At 41.8% G+C, this 20,517-nt stretch carries 21 protein-coding genes; all 21 read left to right on the top strand.

Annotated elements, in window-relative coordinates; genetic code table 11:
* Positions 1-6: 6 nt before the first annotated feature.
* On the top strand, positions 7-324 hold the full coding sequence (locus VXS03_RS02720; protein WP_327761851.1) for a flagellar biosynthesis protein FliS: 318 nt from the start codon (positions 7-9) through the stop codon (positions 322-324).
* A 55-nt stretch (positions 325-379) separates the two neighbouring features.
* Positions 380-781, top strand: a complete 402-nt coding sequence (gene fliS, locus VXS03_RS02715; protein ID WP_327761850.1) for a flagellar export chaperone FliS — start codon at positions 380-382, stop codon at positions 779-781.
* Between the two features lie 250 nt (positions 782-1,031).
* A complete protein-coding gene (locus tag VXS03_RS02710; RefSeq protein ID WP_327761849.1) occupies positions 1,032-2,477 on the top strand; it encodes a sigma-54 dependent transcriptional regulator in 1,446 nt (481 codons plus the stop codon).
* A gap of 328 nt (positions 2,478-2,805) precedes the next feature.
* Positions 2,806-3,828: a sensor histidine kinase gene (locus VXS03_RS02705; RefSeq protein WP_327761847.1), complete on the top strand. Its 1,023-nt coding sequence runs from the start codon at positions 2,806-2,808 to the stop codon at positions 3,826-3,828.
* A gap of 29 nt (positions 3,829-3,857) precedes the next feature.
* Positions 3,858-5,246 carry a sigma-54-dependent transcriptional regulator gene (locus tag VXS03_RS02700; protein ID WP_327761846.1) on the top strand — a complete coding sequence of 463 codons (1,389 nt, stop codon included), beginning with the start codon at positions 3,858-3,860 and terminating at the stop codon, positions 5,244-5,246.
* Between the two features lie 61 nt (positions 5,247-5,307).
* Positions 5,308-5,619, top strand: a complete 312-nt coding sequence (fliE, locus tag VXS03_RS02695; RefSeq protein ID WP_327761845.1) for a flagellar hook-basal body complex protein FliE — start codon at positions 5,308-5,310, stop codon at positions 5,617-5,619.
* A gap of 61 nt (positions 5,620-5,680) precedes the next feature.
* Entirely contained in the window at positions 5,681-7,426 is a 1,746-nt protein-coding gene (gene fliF, locus VXS03_RS02690; RefSeq protein ID WP_442957410.1) for a flagellar basal-body MS-ring/collar protein FliF, read from the top strand.
* Positions 7,419-8,459, top strand: a complete 1,041-nt coding sequence (gene fliG, locus VXS03_RS02685) for a flagellar motor switch protein FliG (RefSeq protein ID WP_327761844.1) — start codon at positions 7,419-7,421, stop codon at positions 8,457-8,459. The genes fliF and fliG overlap by 8 nt, the downstream gene beginning before the upstream one ends.
* 45 nt (positions 8,460-8,504) lie before the next feature.
* A complete protein-coding gene (fliH, locus tag VXS03_RS02680; protein WP_327761843.1) occupies positions 8,505-9,326 on the top strand; it encodes a flagellar assembly protein FliH in 822 nt (273 codons plus the stop codon).
* A complete protein-coding gene (fliI, locus tag VXS03_RS02675; RefSeq protein ID WP_327761842.1) occupies positions 9,323-10,639 on the top strand; it encodes a flagellar protein export ATPase FliI in 1,317 nt (438 codons plus the stop codon). Before fliH ends, fliI begins: the two co-directional genes overlap by 4 nt.
* A 42-nt stretch (positions 10,640-10,681) precedes the next feature.
* The gene (gene fliJ, locus VXS03_RS02670; protein ID WP_087852128.1) at positions 10,682-11,125 is read left to right on the top strand and encodes a flagellar export protein FliJ; all 444 of its coding nucleotides are present in this window, start codon (positions 10,682-10,684) and stop codon (positions 11,123-11,125) included.
* A 130-nt stretch (positions 11,126-11,255) separates the two neighbouring features.
* Positions 11,256-12,647: a flagellar hook-length control protein FliK gene (locus tag VXS03_RS02665; protein WP_327761840.1), complete on the top strand. Its 1,392-nt coding sequence runs from the start codon at positions 11,256-11,258 to the stop codon at positions 12,645-12,647.
* Positions 12,648-12,754: 107 nt separating this feature from the next.
* Positions 12,755-13,228 (top strand): flagellar basal body-associated protein FliL, encoded by a 474-nt coding sequence (gene fliL / locus VXS03_RS02660; RefSeq protein ID WP_327761839.1) that lies wholly within the window; start codon positions 12,755-12,757, stop codon positions 13,226-13,228.
* Positions 13,229-13,235: 7 nt separating this feature from the next.
* Entirely contained in the window at positions 13,236-14,291 is a 1,056-nt protein-coding gene (gene fliM, locus VXS03_RS02655) for a flagellar motor switch protein FliM (protein ID WP_327761838.1), read from the top strand.
* A 15-nt stretch (positions 14,292-14,306) separates the two neighbouring features.
* Positions 14,307-14,693: a flagellar motor switch protein FliN gene (gene fliN / locus VXS03_RS02650; RefSeq protein WP_327761837.1), complete on the top strand. Its 387-nt coding sequence runs from the start codon at positions 14,307-14,309 to the stop codon at positions 14,691-14,693.
* 9 nt (positions 14,694-14,702) lie between these two features.
* On the top strand, positions 14,703-15,059 hold the full coding sequence (fliO, locus tag VXS03_RS02645) for a flagellar biosynthetic protein FliO (protein ID WP_327761836.1): 357 nt from the start codon (positions 14,703-14,705) through the stop codon (positions 15,057-15,059).
* Positions 15,046-15,885 (top strand): flagellar type III secretion system pore protein FliP, encoded by an 840-nt coding sequence (fliP, locus tag VXS03_RS02640; protein WP_442957409.1) that lies wholly within the window; start codon positions 15,046-15,048, stop codon positions 15,883-15,885. Before fliO ends, fliP begins: the two co-directional genes overlap by 14 nt.
* 29 nt (positions 15,886-15,914) lie before the next feature.
* A complete protein-coding gene (gene fliQ, locus VXS03_RS02635; protein ID WP_036795654.1) occupies positions 15,915-16,184 on the top strand; it encodes a flagellar biosynthesis protein FliQ in 270 nt (89 codons plus the stop codon).
* Between the two features lie 43 nt (positions 16,185-16,227).
* The gene (gene fliR / locus VXS03_RS02630; RefSeq protein WP_327761834.1) at positions 16,228-17,010 is read left to right on the top strand and encodes a flagellar biosynthetic protein FliR; all 783 of its coding nucleotides are present in this window, start codon (positions 16,228-16,230) and stop codon (positions 17,008-17,010) included.
* Positions 17,011-17,093: 83 nt separating this feature from the next.
* Positions 17,094-18,224, top strand: a complete 1,131-nt coding sequence (flhB, locus tag VXS03_RS02625) for a flagellar biosynthesis protein FlhB (protein ID WP_327761832.1) — start codon at positions 17,094-17,096, stop codon at positions 18,222-18,224.
* 163 nt (positions 18,225-18,387) lie between these two features.
* On the top strand, positions 18,388-20,484 hold the full coding sequence (gene flhA / locus VXS03_RS02620) for a flagellar biosynthesis protein FlhA (protein ID WP_080156962.1): 2,097 nt from the start codon (positions 18,388-18,390) through the stop codon (positions 20,482-20,484).
* Positions 20,485-20,517: the final 33 nt, after the last annotated feature.

Genomic DNA, 20,517 nt, shown 5'->3' with positions numbered 1-20,517 from the left:
ATATTAATGCGGCCACTTATAATGTTAGAGCAACTAACCCAATTAGAACACCAAATCGAACAATTATTACTGGCGGAAGATTACCCTGATGATTTTCCGCAGCAACTTGAAAACTTAGTCGCTTTGCGTCATCAGCAAGTGGACGTTGTGCTTAAACAAGCAGATTTATCACGGGCAGTATTTGATGACGTTGTTGCTCGTACTCAGGCTATGAAAGCGTTATTACAACAGCATAAAGATCGTATAGGTATGCAATTGGTACGATCGAAAAAAAGCCAAAAATCATTATCGCTCTACAGCAATATTCAACAACACGGACAATAGCCTCTAAACCCAATGTTTATTGATAATGTCTCGCAACTAAACAAAGGATAACAACATGCGTGGTTCTCTTCAGGCATATAAGCAAGTTTCAGTGAATGCACAACTCGCCAGCGCCTCACCGCACCGTATCATTCAAATGTTATACGCTGGGGCGATAGAACGCCTTATTCAGGGCAAAGCGGCGATGGAACAAGGTAATATTGCGGTTAAATGTGAACGTTTAACCAAAGCATTAGATATTGTACTAAGTTTGCGTGATTGTTTATCAATGGAAGATGGTGGTGATATCGCTAAAAACCTTGATGCACTTTATGATTTCATGGGAAGCGAGATTTCCCGAGCCAATGCTGAAAATATAACTCAGCCTATTGATGATGTGATTGGTATGCTACGTGAGATAAAGTCAGCTTGGGATCAAATTCCAGCAGAATATCACCACCTTACTGAAACAAACTAGCTGTTTTTTGGGGTCGGTAACCGTAGTTAGTGTTACCGATAACCATTTTTTTTGGTGTTTTTAGTCTGAAATTGGCATAAAACCTGATCAAATACATTGTTATTTGTATTGGTGTCACAGCTTTTATATGTCAAATCTTGCCTTATGGTGCACATTAATTACAATGTAGTCACTCTCTTCTTGATTGTTGTTCTATTCGCTACATTGAATATACCGTCAGGGTGTACTCTTATAAAGGCAATATCCATCTATGCACGGTTTAGTAAATACGCTTGTTATTGATGACGACCCACAGCAACGTCATGATTTAGGTGTCATCCTCAACTTTATGGGTGAGCATCATAACGCGCTGTCATCACAAGATTTGACCGTGTCATTATGGGAACAGCCATGGGGTGTTTGCCTGTTAGGAACAATAACCAATACTAAAAAACTTACTAGCATTATTGAGATGTTGAGAGTGTATCCGCAAATTCCTGTGGTTGCATTGACGAATCATCATGAGTTATTAGCTGAATTACCCAATTATATTGGTGATCTTAAATTTCCTCTGCACTACAACCAACTCGCCGACGCCTTTCGTCATTGCCAAGAATATTTAGGTAAGCGTACTCACCAAGTACCATCTTTAGGTCGTAAAAACATGCTATTTAGAAGCATGGTTGGTCGCAGTGAAGCCATTAGTGATATTCGTCGTTTAGTTGAACAAGTCGCGGCTTGTGATGCGAGTGTGTTGATTTTAGGGGAGTCTGGTACTGGAAAAGAAGTGGTTGCGCGTAATGTGCATTACCATTCTGAACGAGGCAAAGGTCCGTTTGTACCTGTTAATTGTGGTGCTATTCCCGCTGATTTACTTGAAAGTGAATTATTTGGTCATGAAAAAGGGGCGTTTACCGGCGCAATTTCAACCCGTAAAGGCCGATTTGAATTGGCTGAAGGTGGTACTTTATTTTTAGACGAGATTGGTGATATGCCAATGTCGATGCAAGTGAAGTTATTACGTGTCTTACAAGAGCGTAGCTTTGAGCGTGTTGGTGGCACTCAAACCATTAAAGCGAATGTACGTATTGTTGCGGCAACCCATCGTGATCTGGATAAAATGATTGCCGAGAGATTGTTCCGTGAAGATTTATATTACCGCTTAAATGTATTTCCAATCGATATGCCTGCATTACGTGATCGAATTGAAGATATTCCGTTATTATTACAAGAGCTGCTTACCCGTATGGAAGCAGAAGGTGCTAAACGGATCCACTTTACACCACGTGCGATTGCATCATTAATGTTGCATGATTGGCCGGGAAATATTCGTGAATTGGCGAATTTGGTGGAACGATTAACGATTCTTTATCCTGGTGAAATGGTTGATGTTAATCATTTACCGATAAAATACCGTTATAGCCAGTTACCTGATTTTGTGCCTGAAAGCAGCATGATGTCTATTGAAGAACAAGAACAACAAGCGTTAGCGGATATGTTTGCTGTTGAAGAACCTGACATTACGCCATTAGGTAATGACTTACCGCCAGAAGGATTAAACCTTAAAGAGATGCTGGCTGAACTCGAAGTCGAAATGATTCGCCAAGCATTAGATGCACAATCTGGTGTTGTTGCTCGTGCTGCTGATATGCTAGGTATGCGCCGTACAACCTTGGTTGAAAAAATGCGTAAATATGGATTATCAAAAGACAGTTAATTTACCCAGACTCTCTTTTAATATAAAAAATAATATAAAAAAGTCACCGTCATTAATTTGGCGGTGACTTTTTTTATGTTGTTTTAAACATAATTGTTCAATCAATCCCTATCTAATATCACTCTTAGCAATAGTTATTGAGGTGTTGTTAATAATAAATATGCCCTTATAAGCTAAAAAAAGCACGCAGCATCATAAAAGTGTCATTAGTGTCATAAATATGACATTAGTAAATAGTATGACTTTACAATAAGTTACTGATAAATAGTGATTAATAGTGGCATGCTGTTTGCATGCTATGACTATCATCGTTTGTTGCAGATTAATCATGAGTGACTCATCCATAACATTATTAGCGTTAAACCAACAAGTTGAGCGTTATCAACAAGTATTACAAGTGATGCCTGTTGCTGTCATTTTATTGGATGAAAAGGGCGTGATAAGTGAAGCTAATCAAGAGGCTTTACGGTTACTTGGTGAGCCATTAATCGGTCAACGTTGGGGAGAGATAATCCAGCGTAGTTTTGCGCCCCAAGATGATGATGGGCATGAGGTTTCTTTGCGTAGTGGCCGTAAGGTGAAACTCGCGATATCAGCGTCAGCGGCTGGGCAGTTAATTGTGATCACTGATTTAACTGAAACACGACAATTACAGTCACGTTTAAGTGAAATGCAACGGTTGTCGTCGTTAGGACGGATGGTGGCATCATTAGCACATCAGGTGCGTACTCCGCTCGCCAGTGCGTTGTTATATGCTGCTAATTTAGCTGCATCAGGGTTAACCCCAACCACTAGAGCCCGCTTTCAAACCAAGCTGGTAGATCGATTATATGATTTAGAAAAACACGTCAACGATATGCTGTTATTTGCCAAAGGTGGCGACAATAAAGTGGTGAGTGAATTTACTATTGAAAGTTTACTCAACAGTTTAGAAGCAATCATAGAAGCCCAAGTTCTCAGTCATGATGTTGACTTTAGTATTGATTGTGATGATGAAACATTGCGAATCATGGGTAATGAAAGCGCTTTAGCAAGCGCGGTGGGTAATTTGATCACCAATGCTATTCAAATGGCAGGCAAAGGTTGTCGAGTTGCCGTGTGCTGCCAACAACAACATCAAATGTTATTACTCAGTGTGACAGATAACGGCCCTGGAATTGCGGCCGAGTATCATCAAAAAGTATTAGAACCTTTTTTTACTACCCGTAAACAAGGCACCGGATTAGGACTGGCTGTGGTACAGATGGTGGTATCAGCCCATGACGGTAGTTTGATATTAGATTCACAACTGGGGCAAGGAGCCACCTTTACCTTGCAGTTACCGTTAGTCACCTCAGTTCAAGTAGCATAATGGTTTGGGTTAACTATGGAGAGTGAAGCATGAGTCAAACGCGAGTATTAGTCGTAGAAGATGACGAAGGTTTGCGTGAAGCGTTAGTCGATACGCTTGCATTAGCGGGTTATCAGTGGCTAGAAGCGGAAAGTGCAGAACATGCATTAGTGCTATTGAAATCTGAATCGGTTGATATTGTGGTTTCTGATGTGCAAATGACAGGCATGGATGGCTTAGCTTTATTGCGCAGTATTAAATTGCAATGGCCCAAAATGCCAGTGTTATTAATGACCGCTTACGCCAATATCGAAGATGCTGTTGCAGCAATGAAAGAGGGGGCGCTCGATTACATGGCTAAACCATTTGCCCCGCAAGTTTTGTTAAATATGGTTGAGCGTTATGCTCCGATTAAACGCAATCTTACCAATACTGTGGTGGCTGATCCTAAAAGTTTGCATTTATTGGCAATGGCAGAAAAAGTCGCTAAAACCGATGCTAACGTAATGGTATTAGGCCCTAGTGGGTCGGGTAAAGAAGTGTTGTCACGTTATATTCACGACCATTCTTTACGTCGTGATGGACCTTTTATTGCGATTAACTGTGCCGCTATTCCTGAAAATATGCTGGAAGCGATGCTATTTGGCTATGAAAAAGGAGCTTTTACTGGAGCAATACAAGCCTGCCCAGGTAAGTTTGAACAAGCTCAAGCTGGTACGATTTTACTGGATGAAATCAGTGAAATGGACGTTAACTTGCAAGCTAAATTATTACGGGTATTGCAAGAACGTGAAGTTGAACGTTTAGGTGGGCGTAAAAGCATTAAATTGGATGTGCGAATTATTGCGACCAGTAATCGTGATTTAAAAAATTATGTTGCGAAGGGACGTTTTCGTGAAGATTTGTACTACCGGTTAAATGTTTTTCCAATGACGTGGCCCGCATTAGCTGAACGTAAAGGCGATATTGTGCCGTTAGCGGAGTTATTTTTACAACGTCATGCGTGTCAGCAAGGAATGGCGATTCCAACGATTGCGCAATGTGCGATCAACAAATTATTACAATATACATGGCCCGGAAATGTACGTGAACTTGATAACGTGATTCAACGCGCGTTAATCATTCACGATAACCTTATGATAACTGAGCAACATATTTTGGTTGAAGGACTGGATTGGCTACAGTTGGTCACACCTTCTACCGCGCCTGATTGCGAAATATCACCGTCGACCACAACGACAATTGACTCAATATCATCCACAGTTGCGGAAAGTTTAGGGCATGAATTACGCGGCCAAGAATTTAATATTATTTTAGATACTTTAGTTGCTTGCCAAGGTAATCGAAAAGATATGGCCGATAAACTGGGTATTAGTCCACGTACATTACGCTATAAATTAGCCAAAATGCGCGATGCAGGTATAGAACTCCCCGCATAATCGATGAGTTATAGATATAACAACCCTTTTTTAGTAGCGATAAACACAGTGAGATTTTGCGATGAAAGTTAATGGATTAGCGGCTGAAATGCAGGCAATGCGTTTAGATGCTCAAAATAGTATTCGTCCTGCAACAGGACAACAAGTCAGTGCTGATTTTGGCAATTTACTCAACGATGCCATTAAGTCGGTGAATACACTTCAAGGCCAATCAAGTGATTTAGCTACTCGATTTGATCAAGGTGATCGCAGTGTGTCGTTATCTGATGTGATGATTGCTCGTAATAAATCCAGTGTGGCGTTTGAAGCGACGGTGCAAGTGCGTAATAAAATGGTGCAAGCCTATAAAGAATTAATGAATATGCCGGTATAAATATCGTGGTTATCCGTCGATGTGATAGCGCATCATTTGCTATATGTGTGAGAAATAAATAGTGTCAGATCAAATTGTTAATCAACCTGTTACGGTTGCAAATAATAATACTTCACCGATATTACGTGATGCTGCTCAAGATCCCGATCTTGCTGAAAAGAAAGCATCGCGCACTGACAGTATTTTAGGCAATCTTGATCTGCTACGGCAGGTGATTTTAGTGCTCTCGGTTGCGATTTGTGTCGCGCTAATTGTCATGGTCGTGGTGTGGATAAAAGAACCAGAAATGCGACCATTGGGTAGTTATGAAACTGAAGAATTGATTCCTATTTTAGATCACTTTGATCAAAAGAAAATTGATTACCAACTTGATGGCAATACTATTCGAGTACCTGCTGATAAATACAGCAGTATAAAATTAGATTTAACCCGCAGTGGTTTAAACAGTCGTACTGCTGAAGGCGATGATATTTTATTAAAAGATATGGGGTTTGGTGTTTCGCAACGACTTGAAAATGAGCGCTTAAAATTAAGTCGTGAGCGTCAATTAGCGCGTGCTATCGAACAAATTAGTCAAGTACGTAAGGCGCAAGTGTTACTTGCAATGCCAAAACAAAGTGTGTTTGTTCGTCATAATCAAGATGCTACCGCAACCGTTTTTCTGACTTTAGCATCGGGTGGTGCATTGGGGCAGCAAGAGGTTGATTCGATAGTCGATATGGTAGCAACGGCAGTACCTGGATTACGTCCAACTCGTGTGACTGTAACCGATCAACATGGGCGTTTATTAAGTTCCGGTACCGAAGATCCCTCCTCGACAGCGAAACGTAAAGAATACGAATTAGAGCGTAAACAAGAACAAGCCCTACGTGAAAAAATAGATGCTATTTTAATGCCTGTGTTAGGGCTAGGTAATTACACCTCACAAGTTGATATTGCGATGGATTTCTCTGCACTAGAAGAAACCCGTAAGCGTTATGATCCTGCCACGGCGGCTACTCGAAGTGAATTTACGCGTGAAGATAGTAACGGCGGTCAAGTCGTGGCGGGTATTCCTGGTGCATTGAGTAATCAACCGCCAGCAAGTAGTTCTATTCCTGAAAATATTAAAGACATGCAAGCGGGTTCAAGTAGCGGTTCTGGTCGTATACACCGTGAATCTACCCGTAACTATGAGTTAGATACAACGATAAGCCATAAACGGGCGCAAACTGGCGTTATTGATCGACAAACAGTGTCGGTTGCGATTGATTATAAATCGATTGTCGATCCTAAAACGGGAGAGATCACTCGCGTACCTGTATCAGAAGCTGAGATTGTCAAAATTCGCCGTTTATTAATGGGGGGAATTGGCTTTTCAGAGGCGCGTGGTGATTTACTTGAAGTGCTATCAGTACCATTTGCTCTGCCTGAAGAGTTGTTATTGGCTGATGCACCCATTTGGGAAAATCCTAATTTCAATAGTTGGATTCGATGGTTAGCGGCAGCGTTGGTGATTATTGTGGTGATTGTTGTTCTAGTGCGTCCAGCAATGAACAAGTTGCTATACCCCAATCAAGCCGCTAATGGTACACCCCTTGATGAAAATGGATTACCAATACTAACCCACAATAGCAACAGTGATGGTACTAGCTTAATTGGTGGCGATTTAGATCCAAATGAAAGTTTTGAATTAAGCAGCAGTAGTTTAGATCTACCTAATTTACATAAAGATGAAGATTTACTGAAAGCAGTGCGAGCGTTGGTTGCTAATGAACCGGATCTTGCGGCTCAAGTTGTGAAAAGCTGGATGAATGAAGATGGCTAATGATGTAGCACCAATTGATAATAAATTTGATATTAAAAGTCTTAATGGCACTGATAAAGCAGCGATTTTATTATTGAGTCTTAATGAACAAGATGCTGCCAGTATTATTCGTCACCTTGACCCAAAACAGGTGCAGCGAGTTGGTGGCTCGATGGCAAGCATGAAGAACTTAAACCAAGATAAAGTCTCAAGTGTGCATCGTTCATTTTTAGAAGAAATTCAAAAATACACCAGTATTGGCATGGGGAGCGAAGATTTTGTTCGTAATGCATTGGTGGCCGCATTAGGTGAAGATAAAGCCAATAACTTGGTTGATCAGATTCTAATGGGTAGCGGCTCGCGTGGACTTGATTCTTTAAAATGGATGGATCCGCGCCAAGTTGCCAGCATTATTTTAAATGAGCACCCACAGATTCAAACTATCGTGTTGTCTTATTTAGAGCCTGAACAATCCGCTGAAATTTTATCGCAATTTCCTGAACGCGTGCGGTTAGATTTGATGATGCGTATTGCTAATTTGGAAGAAGTTCAACCTGCGGCACTGCATGAATTAAATGACATTATGGAGAAACAGTTTGCGGGTCAAGCGGGCGCACAAGCTGCCAAAATTGGTGGCTTAAAAGCAGCAGCAGAAATCATGAACTATCTCGATAATAATGTTGAAGGGTTGTTGATGGATCAAATTCGTGAAAACGATGAAGAAACAGCGACTCAAATTCAAGATTTGATGTTTGTGTTTGATAATCTGATTGAAGTTGATGATCGTGGCGTTCAAATTCTATTGCGAGATGTGCCGCAAGAACTATTACAAAAAGCCCTTAAAGGAGCGGATGATATGTTGCGAGATAAGTTCTATCGCAATATGTCTAAACGTGCGGGTGAAATGCTACAAGAAGATTTAGAAGCCATGGGGCCTATTCGTGTGGCTGATGTTGAAGCGGCTCAGAAAGAAATTTTATCTATTGCGCGTCGTTTATCTGATTTGGGTGAATTAGTGCTAACTGGCAATGGTGGCACTGATGAATTTTTATAATAGTAACGCGCAGGTTCAATGTAAGTTGAAGGAAAAGGTTTTGCCATGAGTGATGAACGTCGTCGTGGTTTTATGCGCGTGTCAGAACATCAAGCGCAAGAGCTTGAGCGCTGGGCATACCCTGATTACAGCCATGACAGTGATCATGAACCTGAAAATGCGCTTAATTATGATCATCAATATTATCTTGAGCAACAACAATTACAGCAACAGCAATTAACCCAACCTGAGCCAGCGCCGCCACCATTAACCGCGGCAGAACTTGAAGCCATGCAGCAATCTGCTTATGACGAAGGGGTTGAGCAAGGGCGTCAAGCTGGGCATAGCGAAGGTTTTTCTCAAGGCCATGCTGAAGGTGTTACAGCAGGCCATGCTGAAGGGCTGGCACAAGGCTTACAGCAAGGGCTAGAACAAGCTCAAGCTCAAATTGATCAACAAGTGGCATTATTAACGGCGGTGATGGATAAATTTGCCGATCCTATTGCTAAAGTCGACACCGAAGTTGAACAACAATTATTGTTATTGGTTAATGGTTTAACCAAGGCATTGATTCGCGTTGAAGTGAAAACCAATCCTCAAGTTTTACTTAATACTCTGCGTGAAGTGGTGGCCACATTACCGATAGCCGAGCGAGCGATCAAAATGCATTTACATCCAGATGATGTTGCCTTGGTTCATGCCAGTTTTGATGAGGCGGATTTACAACAACGTCAATGGTCATTGATTGCAGAGCCGAGCTTACAACGGGGAGATTTACAGTTGGAGTGTGGTAGTTCAAGTGTTGATTATTTAATTGATGATCGAATTTTGCATTCACTGACCACCTTTAATGAACTCAATAGTCACTTGCAAGAGCCAGTACTATGACCCTCGCACAACGCCTAAATCGCTACCAAACTGCGAATACTGCCTGTAAACCTGTGGCTTCTGGGCGTTTAGATCGTGTCGTTGGGTTAACCCTTGAGGCGATAGGCTGCCGCGCCCCTGTTGGCAGTGTTTGTAAAGTAGAAACCCTCACTGGTGAACTAGACGCTGAAGTGGTGGGTTTTGCCGGAGAAACGCTTTTTTTAATGCCAAGTGAGCAATTATCAGGGGTGATGCCAGGTGCTAAAGTCACCCCTATTTTGCATAACAGTGGCATTCCGGTTGGGCCTGAATTACTTGGGCGTGTTATTGATGGTATTGGTAATCCGCTTGATGGTTTAGGGCCTATTTTTACAGAGCAACGAGCAGCGTTTACTTCGGTACCAATAAATCCCTTATCACGTAAACCGATTAAAGAGCCGTTAGATGTTGGTATTAAAGCCATCAATGGCTTATTAACGGTCGGAAAAGGACAGCGAATTGGCCTCTTTGCCGGTTCTGGTGTTGGTAAATCGGTCACGTTAGGCATGATGACTCGTGGCACCAGTGCGCAAATTGTAGTGGTGGGACTTATTGGTGAGCGTGGTCGAGAAGTAAAAGAATTTATTGATGAAATTTTAGGTAAAGAAGGCCGAGAGCGAGCTGTTGTGATAGCTGCGCCAGCCGATGCTTCGCCATTAATGCGCTTAAAAGGCTGTCAAACATCACTTACGATCGCTGAGTATTTTCGCGATCAAGGGTTTGATGTATTACTGCTGATGGATTCATTGACCCGTTTTGCTCAGGCGCAACGTGAAATTGCATTATCTGTTGGTGAACCACCGGCAACCAAAGGTTATCCACCATCGGTGTTTGCTAAATTACCTGCGCTGGTGGAACGGGCAGGTAATGGTAACGAAAATCAAGGTTCGATCACCGCTTTTTTCACGGTATTAAGTGAAGGTGATGATCTGCAAGATCCGATTGCCGATGCATCACGTGCGATCCTCGATGGTCATATTGTGTTATCGCGTGAAATGGCGGATGCGGGGCATTATCCTGCCATTGATGTTGAACGTTCCGTTAGCCGTGTTATGCCAGCCATTGTCAGTGATGAACATATGCTGATGTCTAAAGCGGTGCGCCAAATTTTATCTATTTGCCGTAAAAATCAAGACTTGGTTGCTATTGGTGCTTATAAACCGGGAACTGATGCAACAATTGATCAAGCTTTTAGTTTTAAACCGAAATTAGACGGTTATTTACAGCAAGAAATGAAAGAAGCGGTGCCGTATGAAATGTGCGTCAATATGTTGCGATCTACGTTAGGTGGCTAATGGACTCGACAACAGGGTAATTGAAGACAAGGTCGTTATAGTATGCCATTGAGAACATTTGAATTATTAATCGAGCAAGCACAGCAGCAAGAACATCAAGCCAGCCTCGCCCTCAATCAAGCGCAACTTGAACAACAAAATTATTTACAGCAATTAGCTCAAATCGAACAGTACCGATTAGATTATTGTCGCCAGCTTTCTGAGCGAGGGCAGCAAGGACTAACTGCAAGCCAATATAGCCATTTACAAAAATTCTTAACCCAGTTAGATACTACGTTAGAAAAACAAAAACAGGCAGGTGGTTATTTTGCTAATCAAATTGAGCAATGCCGTCAGCACTGGCAAGCCATGCAGCAAAAAAAGCGCGGTATTGAATGGTTATTGGAAAAAAAACAGCGTGAGCGGCAGCTTTTTTTGAATAAACAAGAACAAAAAATGATGGATGAATTTGTAACGTTACAATTTGCACGTCGCCAACAACGCTAGAACTAAAAACTGGTTTACTTTTTGCATTAGGATAGAACATTAGTTTTGAATAAAACGTTTTTTTGACGCTTTAATCAAACAGTTATTCATTTATTTGTCGTCTGTAGCGACACGTATTAAAAGAGTTACTATGAATCTATTTAATGTGTCATCTGCGCAAACGCCAAAATCGGTGACGGGCAGTTCCGTTTCCAGTTCAACACCTGACACGACGCCATTTGATGACGGTCAGTTTTTAGAGCAATACCAGCAAGCGCTTGATGAAATGCCTCCGTTAGCGGTGGTTGATGGCGAATCCACATTACTTTCTGATCAAGCAGTGATGAGTGCTGAACCGATGAGTATTGATAGCGAAACAGCCATAATTGCTACAACTGACGTGATTGATGATGAAAGTGAAATATTAACCCCAGATTCAATCATTGCCGATAACGTAATTGATAAATCACCAATGAGTGCTGATGATGGCGAGAGAGTCATTGATGACGCCACAGAATTAATGGCTGCAGGCAATGTCTTTTTACAGCAACTCACACAATCTAACCAGCAGCTTAATTCAGTTGATAAAGCACACATCGAGACTGTTGATGCGAGCGGCAAAAGCTTGCCATCAGCCGTCATGCCAACAACAGATACTGTACTGACTCAAAATGAATTGGTAGCAGCTCAAACAGCCACTAAAACCACCGATGGAAGTGCAGCGTTTATTATGCCAGCTACGGCTGAGGCTCTGACGGCAAAAGCGACAGCAAATAATAATGGACAAAAATCTGGCGCAAAGAGTGATGTCGAGCTTATTTCTGATGCTAGTGTCAATAATTCGCCACTACCAGCCTCTCATCGCTCTTTATCTGCGTCAACATCTAGCACTGACACGCTAATTAACCCTGCCGTGTTTGATGGTACTTCTTTGTTGGTGGACGATAATCGACCTCAACAAGGAGTAAATAACCATTCTCAAGCTGACTCATTGGTTCAACCGTTAGCGGGATTAACAACAGTATCAGCAGCACCAATATTAAAACCTGAATCGCCACCAATAACCAGTGCCATGCAATCGCCATTAGTTCTTACTCATGAAAAGGCTGGCGAAGAGGTTCATGAACGGATCAATATGATGATGGCAAAGAATCTAAAATATGTCGATATTCGGTTAGATCCACCCGAATTGGGCAAACTTCAGATTAAATTGAGCATTAATCAAGATCAGGCTTCAGTGCAATTTACGGTGAATAATCATCAAGCTCGCGATATTGTTGAACATGCCATGCCGCGCTTACGTGAAATGTTACAACAGCAAGGATTACAACTTACACAAAGCTCGGTACAACAAGAGAATAGCCACCAATTTACGGGTCATAACCATAATGGTTCAGCGCATTCTCAGTCACACTCTAGGCAGTCATCCGCTTTGCGTACAATGAACGAGGATAGATCACTTGTAGCAGAAAACGATCAAGGTGAGCTACCCATCAGTATGTTTGTCACTGAAAAGAAAGACCAAGTCGATTATTACGCTTAGCGTTTTTGGTCATAGTTGTGGCAAACGTTTTATCAATAAGGGAAAACATGCAGCAACGTCATGTAGTAATAAAGACCGCAATAAATAGCGAGCAAGGGTAAATGCTGATGGCTGGAAATAGAAAAAAAACAATGGTTATTGGCTTGGTTATTTTACTTGTGAGCGTTGTGATTGGTGGTGGAATTTGGTTTTTTACCACGCCATCAGCGGAAGCTAAAGCGACAGAAGTTGGATCAATATCGACTCAGCCGCCATTGAAAATGTCAGCTTATTATATCGTGTTACCTGAACCTTTTATTTTTAATGTGAGTGGCAAAGAACGTGATCGTGTGGTGCAAATAAAAGTACAACTAATGGTGCGAGGTGAACAAAATGAAGCGTTGGCTAAAAAACATGTGCCATTAGTTGAAAGTGTATTGTTACAAACATTTGCTGTCGCGACAGTTGAGCAATTACGTCAACCTCAAGGACGTGAACAGTTACGTCAACAAGCATTGACGACTGTACAAGCAACGATGAATAAGATGACGAATATGCCTGTGGTTGAACGGGTGTTATTTACTGGCTTTGTGATGCAATAGGTGCGCTGTGAGTGATTTATTAACCCAAGATGAAATTGATGCACTATTGCATGGTGTTGATGAGCCTGATGATGATGCAAATGATGGTGATCAAGGTTCAGGCATAACGGCCTTTGATTTTTCTTCGCAAGATCGAATCGTTCGTGGTCGAATGCCGACCCTTGAATTGATCAATGAGCGTTTTGCCCGTCATATGCGAATCAGCTTATTTAATATGCTGCGTAAAACCGCCGAAGTGTCGATCAATGGCGTCCAAATGATCAAGTTTGGTGAGTATCAAAATACGCTTTATGTTCCTACGAGTTTAAATATGGTGCGTTTTAGGCCATTAAAAGGAACCGCATTGATCACCATGGAAGCACGATTAGTGTTTATTTTGGTTGAAAATTTCTTTGGTGGTGATGGTCGTTTTCACGCCAAAATTGAAGGGCGTGAATTTACTCCAACGGAACGACGTATTGTACAGATGCTGTTGAAATTGGTGTTTGAAGATTACCGTGAAGCATGGTCGCCAGTGATGTCGGTTGAGTTTGAATATATTGACTCAGAAGTTAACCCGACTATGGCCAATATTGTCAGTCCGACAGAAGTGATTGTGGTGAGCTCATTTCATATTGAGATTGATGGTGGTGGCGGTGATTTTCATGTGGTGATGCCGTATTCAATGGTTGAACCTATTCGAGAATTGCTCGATGCGGGTGTGCAAAGTGACAAGATGGACACCGATGTTCGTTGGAGTCATGCACTACGTGATGAAATCATGGATGTACCTGTGAATCTGCGCGCTAAGTTATTGGATATTGATATCTCATTACGTGACTTAATGGAATTACAAACTGGCGATGTTATTCCGATCATCATGCCAGAATCCGCCACGATTTTTGTTGAAGATTTACCAACCTACCGCGCCAAAATGGGGCGTAGTGGCGATAATGTCGCGCTTAAGATTACCGATAAATTAAAACGTCCAGACATGGTGAAAACGGATTTGGCTTTTTTAGATCGTGAATTATTAAGCTCTACATTATTAGAGATGAACAGTAACGATGAAACGCACTCATAATTAACAGGAATAATAATGTCTCAAAATGATCAACAAATGGCAGATGATTGGGCTGCAGCATTAGCAGAGCAACAAGATAATGTTCAGCCGGCACCATTAGAAGAGTTAACTGATGATACCGCCCCGATCTCTGATGATGAGCGCCGTAAGCTTGATACTATCATGGATATTCCGGTGACGATTTCAATGGAAGTTGGCCGTACGCAAATCAGTATTCGTAACTTGCTGCAACTTAACCAAGGCTCCGTGGTTGAGCTTGATCGTATTGCTGGCGAATCACTGGATGTGATGGTTAATGGCACTTTGATTGCTCACGGTGAAGTGGTGGTGGTCAATGATAAATTTGGTATTCGTTTAACCGACGTGATTAGCCAAACTGAACGCATTAAAAAATTACGTTAAGAGTTGACGATGGATCAGTCAGTGACTTTAGGGCAAGCCCCCGATCTTAATCTAGCCACAACCTTAGCGTCATTGGTGTTGGTGATTGTTATTATTCTGTTTTTGGCGTGGATGCTAAAAAAAATGCGTTTAGTGGGCGTGCACAGTAGTGATCAACGACTCACGATTGTAAAGCAGTTAACACTTGGGCAACGAGAGCGAATTGCGCTGATTCAAGTGGGTGATGAACAGCTGTTAGTTGGTATCACGCAGCATAATATCTCGTTGCTGAGTAAGCTTGAACAACCTTTAATCATGGAAGATGTGCCAGCCAACGATTTTGCATCTCAGCTGAGCCGATTGATGACCACCAATGATAAAAAATAACCCCAAAATGTATATCAAAATAGTCTTATTATTGTTGTTGAGCGGCAGTTGGATCATCACAACTCCTGCTTGGGCGACCGAGAGTGTTACTCAAGCGGCAATGACGGCGGAAAGTGGTGCTTCACATTTAATGGCGGGAACTGGGCATGGTGGTATTCCTGCGTTATCCGTCACCATGAACCCTGATGGTAGTGAAGATTACTCCATCACCTTGCAAATCTTAGCGTTAATGACCGCATTAGGCTTTTTGCCTGCGGTGGTGATTTTAATGACATCATTTACCCGTATTGTGGTGGTAATGTCGATTTTGCGTCAAGCGATGGGTTTACAACAAACACCATCAAATCAGGTGATTATTGGTATCGCGATGTTTTTGACTTTCTTTGTGATGTCACCTGTTATTGATAAAATTAATACCGATGCAGTGCAGCCTTATATCAATGAACAAATCAGCGCCAAGCAAGCATTGACTAAAGCTGAAGCACCGATGCGACAGTTTATGTTAAAGCAAACGCGAGTTAAAGATTTGGAAACCTTTGTCAATATTTCAGGCTCTACTGCGACGGACCCACAAACGGTTCCTATAACGGTATTAGTGCCCGCATTTATTACCTCTGAGCTTAAGACTGCGTTTCAGATTGGATTTATGCTGTTTTTACCGTTCTTAATTATTGATTTAGTGGTGGCGTCAGTATTAATGGCGATGGGTATGATGATGCTATCACCGATGATTGTGTCATTACCGTTTAAGTTGATGTTATTTGTATTGGTGGATGGTTGGAATTTAATTCTGTCTACGTTAGCCGCCAGTTTTGGCACCTTATAAAGCCTGTGAAAGATAAGGATAAATAGACGATGACTCCGGAAGCGTTTGTCGGCATTTTTCAAGAAGCGTTGTACATGGTATTGATCATGGTGTGTGCAATTGTTATTCCTGGCTTATTAATTGGTTTGGTGGTCGCGGTATTTCAAGCGGCAACCTCGATTAACGAACAAACATTGAGTTTTTTACCACGTTTAGTGGTGACGTTATTAGCGCTGATGTTCTTTGGTCATATGATGACGCGAATGTTAATGGATTACTTCTTTCGTATTATCGATCAGATACCACAACTACTGTACTAATAGCAGCACGATGCTATGTTTATCTCGTGAGTAACCACCGTTTATGCACTATACCTCCAGCGTGTTATTAGAGTGGATTGCCAATTATTTTTGGCCATTTACTCGTATCTCTTCAATGATGATGGCAATGACCTTTTTTGGGGCACGTTTTGTGTCACCTAAAATTCGACTATACCTTGCATTAGCAATCACTTTTACTGTGATGCCAATGCTACCTAAAGTGCCGACTGATATTGAGTTACTTTCTCTGGCGGGTTTTATTGTCACTACCCAACAAATCATTATTGGAGTGGCGATGGGGTTAGTGACTCAGTTTATTACGCAGACTTTTGTGTTGTTAGGACAAATTTTAGGCATGCAATCAAGCTTAGGTTTTGCCTCAATGGTGGATCCTGCGAATGGTCAAAATACCCCCGTATTGGGACAATTTTATATGTTTCTGGCGATATTATTGTTCTTAGCCACTGACGGTCATTTGACGATGCTTAATGTGGTGGTGTTGAGTTTTACTACCTTACCCGTAGGAAGCAGTATGTTAGTTGCTGCTGACTATCACCAATTAGCTGGGTGGTTTGGACATATATTTAAAGCTGGGGTTGATATGGCGCTGGCTGGTGTTATTGCACTATTAACCGTTAACCTTTCATTTGGTGTGATGACCCGTGCTGCGCCACAGTTAAATATTTTCTCATTAGGCTTTTCATTTGCGTTGTTACTTGGGCTTGCGATCAGTTGGTTTATTGTGCTGGGGATCGTGCCGCAATATGAGGCTATTTGGCAAACAGGGCTCGATCAAGTTTGTCGTTTAGTTCGGCTAGATTGTTAACCGTAAATTCCGTTTTATAACGGCTTATTGCGCTGCTTATCTTTCTTATATTCACTTTTTTAATTCACCATGGACGAATCACAATGTCGGATGCTGACGGTCAAGAACGTACCGAAGACGCCACCGCGCGAAAACGCGAGCAGGCGCGAGAAAAAGGTCAAGTACCGCGCTCAAGAGAATTAGCCTCCGTAGCTGTATTGGTTTCCGGTGCAGTGGGTTTAATGTGGTTTGGTGAGGGGTTAGGAACCGCATTAGCCAAGGTCATGAGTCGAATGTTTACTCTCAGTCGTGAAGAAGCATTTGATGTTCACTTACTATTTTCGGTAATTTCTACGGCGATATGGCAGGTGTTTTTACCACTGGTTATTATTTTAGTATTTTTATTTACTGCCGCCTTAATTGGAGCAGCAGGGCTCGGTGGCATCCGTTTTTCTTCTGAAGCTGCAATGCCAAAATTTTCAAAAATGAACCCAATGAGTGGCCTAAAACGTATGTTTGGCAGCCAAAGTTGGGTTGAATTAATTAAATCGATACTCAAGGTTGGGTTAGTTGCCAGTGTGGCCGGATATTTAATTTATTCAAGTTTAAATGATTTTTTTCAGCTCAGTATCGAAACCTTTCCAGCTAATTATTTTCATGCTTTAGATATCCTATTGAATTTTGTATTGCTGATCTGTTGTTCGTTGTTGATCGTGGTCGCCATTGATGTGCCTTATCAGATTTGGCATTTTAGCGATCAATTAAAAATGACCAAGCAAGAAATTAAAGACGAATATAAAGACTCAGAGGGAAAACCGGAAGTTAAAGGTCGTATTCGTATGCTACAGCGCGAAATGGCACAACGCCGTATGATGGCGGATGTTCCTCAGGCAGATGTTGTGATCACTAACCCTGAACACTTTTCTGTGGCATTACGTTATGATCCTCAATTAGATGCCGCGCCAATAGTGATTGCCAAAGGGGGGGATCACTTAGCCCTTAAAATTCGTGAAATTGCCAATAAACACAATATTGATATTGTTCCTGCCGCACCATTAGCACGTGCGATTTACTATACCACTGAATTAGAACAACAAGTGCCTGATGGGTTGTTTGTTGCGGTTGCGCAAGTGCTTGCTTACGTTTTTCAATTAAAAGCTTATCGACGTGGTAAAGGACAAAAGCCTACTTTATCGGCAGCAGCAACAGAGATTCCACCAGAGCTACAGCATTAATAAAATAACAATGGCCGCTAACAGTATAATTTTACTGTCAAAATAATGGCATAATTATGCGGCATGATAATTGCTTAACCATAAATCTTCGTGATGGTTTATGGTTCTATCTAGAGTCATAACCTCACTTTTATGTAAATAATCGTGATTTGATGACAATAGAATGAAGCTTTCAATTCCTTTTGCTTCGCGCTTACCGTTAGCGCGTTTACAGAATATGCCCGCTATTGGTGCACCAGTGATGGTGTTAGCCACCTTGGCGATGATTATTCTGCCAATGCCACCATTATTATTGGATATGACGTTTACCTTTAATATTGCGTTGTCATTAGTGGTGTTGTTAGTGACTGTTTACACCCGTCGTCCTCTCGATTTCGCCGCTTTTCCTACCGTATTACTTATTGCCACCTTATTACGTTTAGCCCTTAACGTAGCTTCAACACGGGTGGTGTTATTGCATGGTCATGAAGGTTCTGATGCGGCAGGACAGGTCATTGATGCCTTTGGCTCGGTAGTGATTGGCGGTAACTATGCTGTGGGTTTGGTGGTATTCCTTATCCTTATGATCATCAATTTCATGGTTGTTACCAAAGGTGCTGGGCGTATTTCAGAAGTTAGTGCTCGCTTTACGCTAGATGCGTTACCCGGTAAACAAATGGCGATTGATGCGGATTTAAATGCGGGTCTTATTGATCAAGAGCAAGCACGAACGCGTCGTTTTGAAGTGACCAAAGAAGCGGATTTTTATGGTTCGATGGACGGTGCATCTAAGTTTGTTAAAGGGGATGCAATCGCTGGTATTTTGATTTTGTTTATCAATATTATTGGTGGCTTGATCATTGGTATGACGCAATACGGCTTAGGCTTTATGGAAGCGATGGAGATTTATAGTCTACTCACCATTGGTGATGGCTTAGTCGCACAGATTCCATCGTTGTTGTTGTCTATTGGTGCCGCGATGTTGGTTACTCGTCAAAATACTGACGAGGATATGGGCCAGCAGATGTATTTTCAGATGTTTAATAACCCTCAAGCCTTGATTATTACTGGGGTTATTTTATTTGTAATGGGGATTGTTCCAGGCATGCCCCATGTGCCGTTTTTACTGTTAGCTGCCATTATTGGTGGTGCAGCTTATTGGCGTTATAAGAAAGATAAAATAGCAGCATTAGTTGAAAAAGAGCCACCAACACATGCGATGGCGCCAGCGCAGCCAATGAAAGAATTGTCATGGGATGATGTGCAACCCGTAGATACCATTGGTCTTGAGGTGGGTTATCGACTTATTTCAATGGTAGATAAAGACCAAGGTGGTGAGTTGTTAGAGCGCGTTAAAGGCGTGCGTAAAAAGTTATCTCAAGATTTTGGTTTTCTCGTGCCTCCTGTCCATATTCGTGACAATTTGGAACTCCCTCCTAATAGCTACCGTATCAGCCTGATGGGTGTTACCTGTGGCGAAGCTAATATTCATCCCAACATGGATTTAGCCATAAATCCCGGCCAAGTGTTTGGCAATATTGATGGTGAACGTACGCTCGATCCTGCTTTTGGTTTAGAAGCGGTGTGGATTCAAGTTTCTCAACGTGAACATGCACAAGCGTTAGGTTACACCGTGGTGGATTCTGCCACTGTGCTGGCGACCCATTTAAGTCAATTACTCACTAACCATGCTGCTCAATTACTGGGCCATGAAGAAGTACAAAACTTACTTGAAATGTTAGGGCAATCAACACCGAAATTAGTGGATGGTTTCGTGCCTGATCAATTGCCATTAGGGGCGGTAGTGAAGGTAATGCAAAACTTACTTAATGAAGCGATTCCACTACGAGATATTCGAACCATTGTTCAAACCCTATCTGAGTACTCCAGTAAGAGTCAAGATCCTGACATTTTAACCGCCGCTGCACGTATTGGATTAAAACGCTTAATTTGTCAGGAAATCAATGGAATAGAAGCAGAATTACCCGTCATTACTTTAGTCCCTGAGTTGGAACAGATATTGCATCAAACGATGCAGTCTGCTGGGGGCGAGTCATCGGGTATTGAGCCTGGATTAGCCGAGCGTTTACAACGTTCACTAACAGAAGCAACACAACAGCAAGAATTAAAAGGTGAACCTGCGGTGTTATTAACTTCCGGTGTTTTACGTTCTACCTTGGCAAAATTTGTCAAAAATACCATTCCGACCTTGAGAGTACTTTCTTATCAAGAAGTGCCCGATGAAAAGCAAATTCGAATTGTTAATGCGGTAGGTCATTAATAATGTTGAAAGTGAACACTAATTTAAGCACTT

Source organism: Photobacterium sp. S4TG1, assembly GCF_036040035.1.
Classification (GTDB): domain Bacteria; phylum Pseudomonadota; class Gammaproteobacteria; order Enterobacterales; family Vibrionaceae; genus Photobacterium.
Note: the sequence above shows the minus strand (reverse complement) of the source record. Positions and strands in the feature narration are given on the sequence as shown.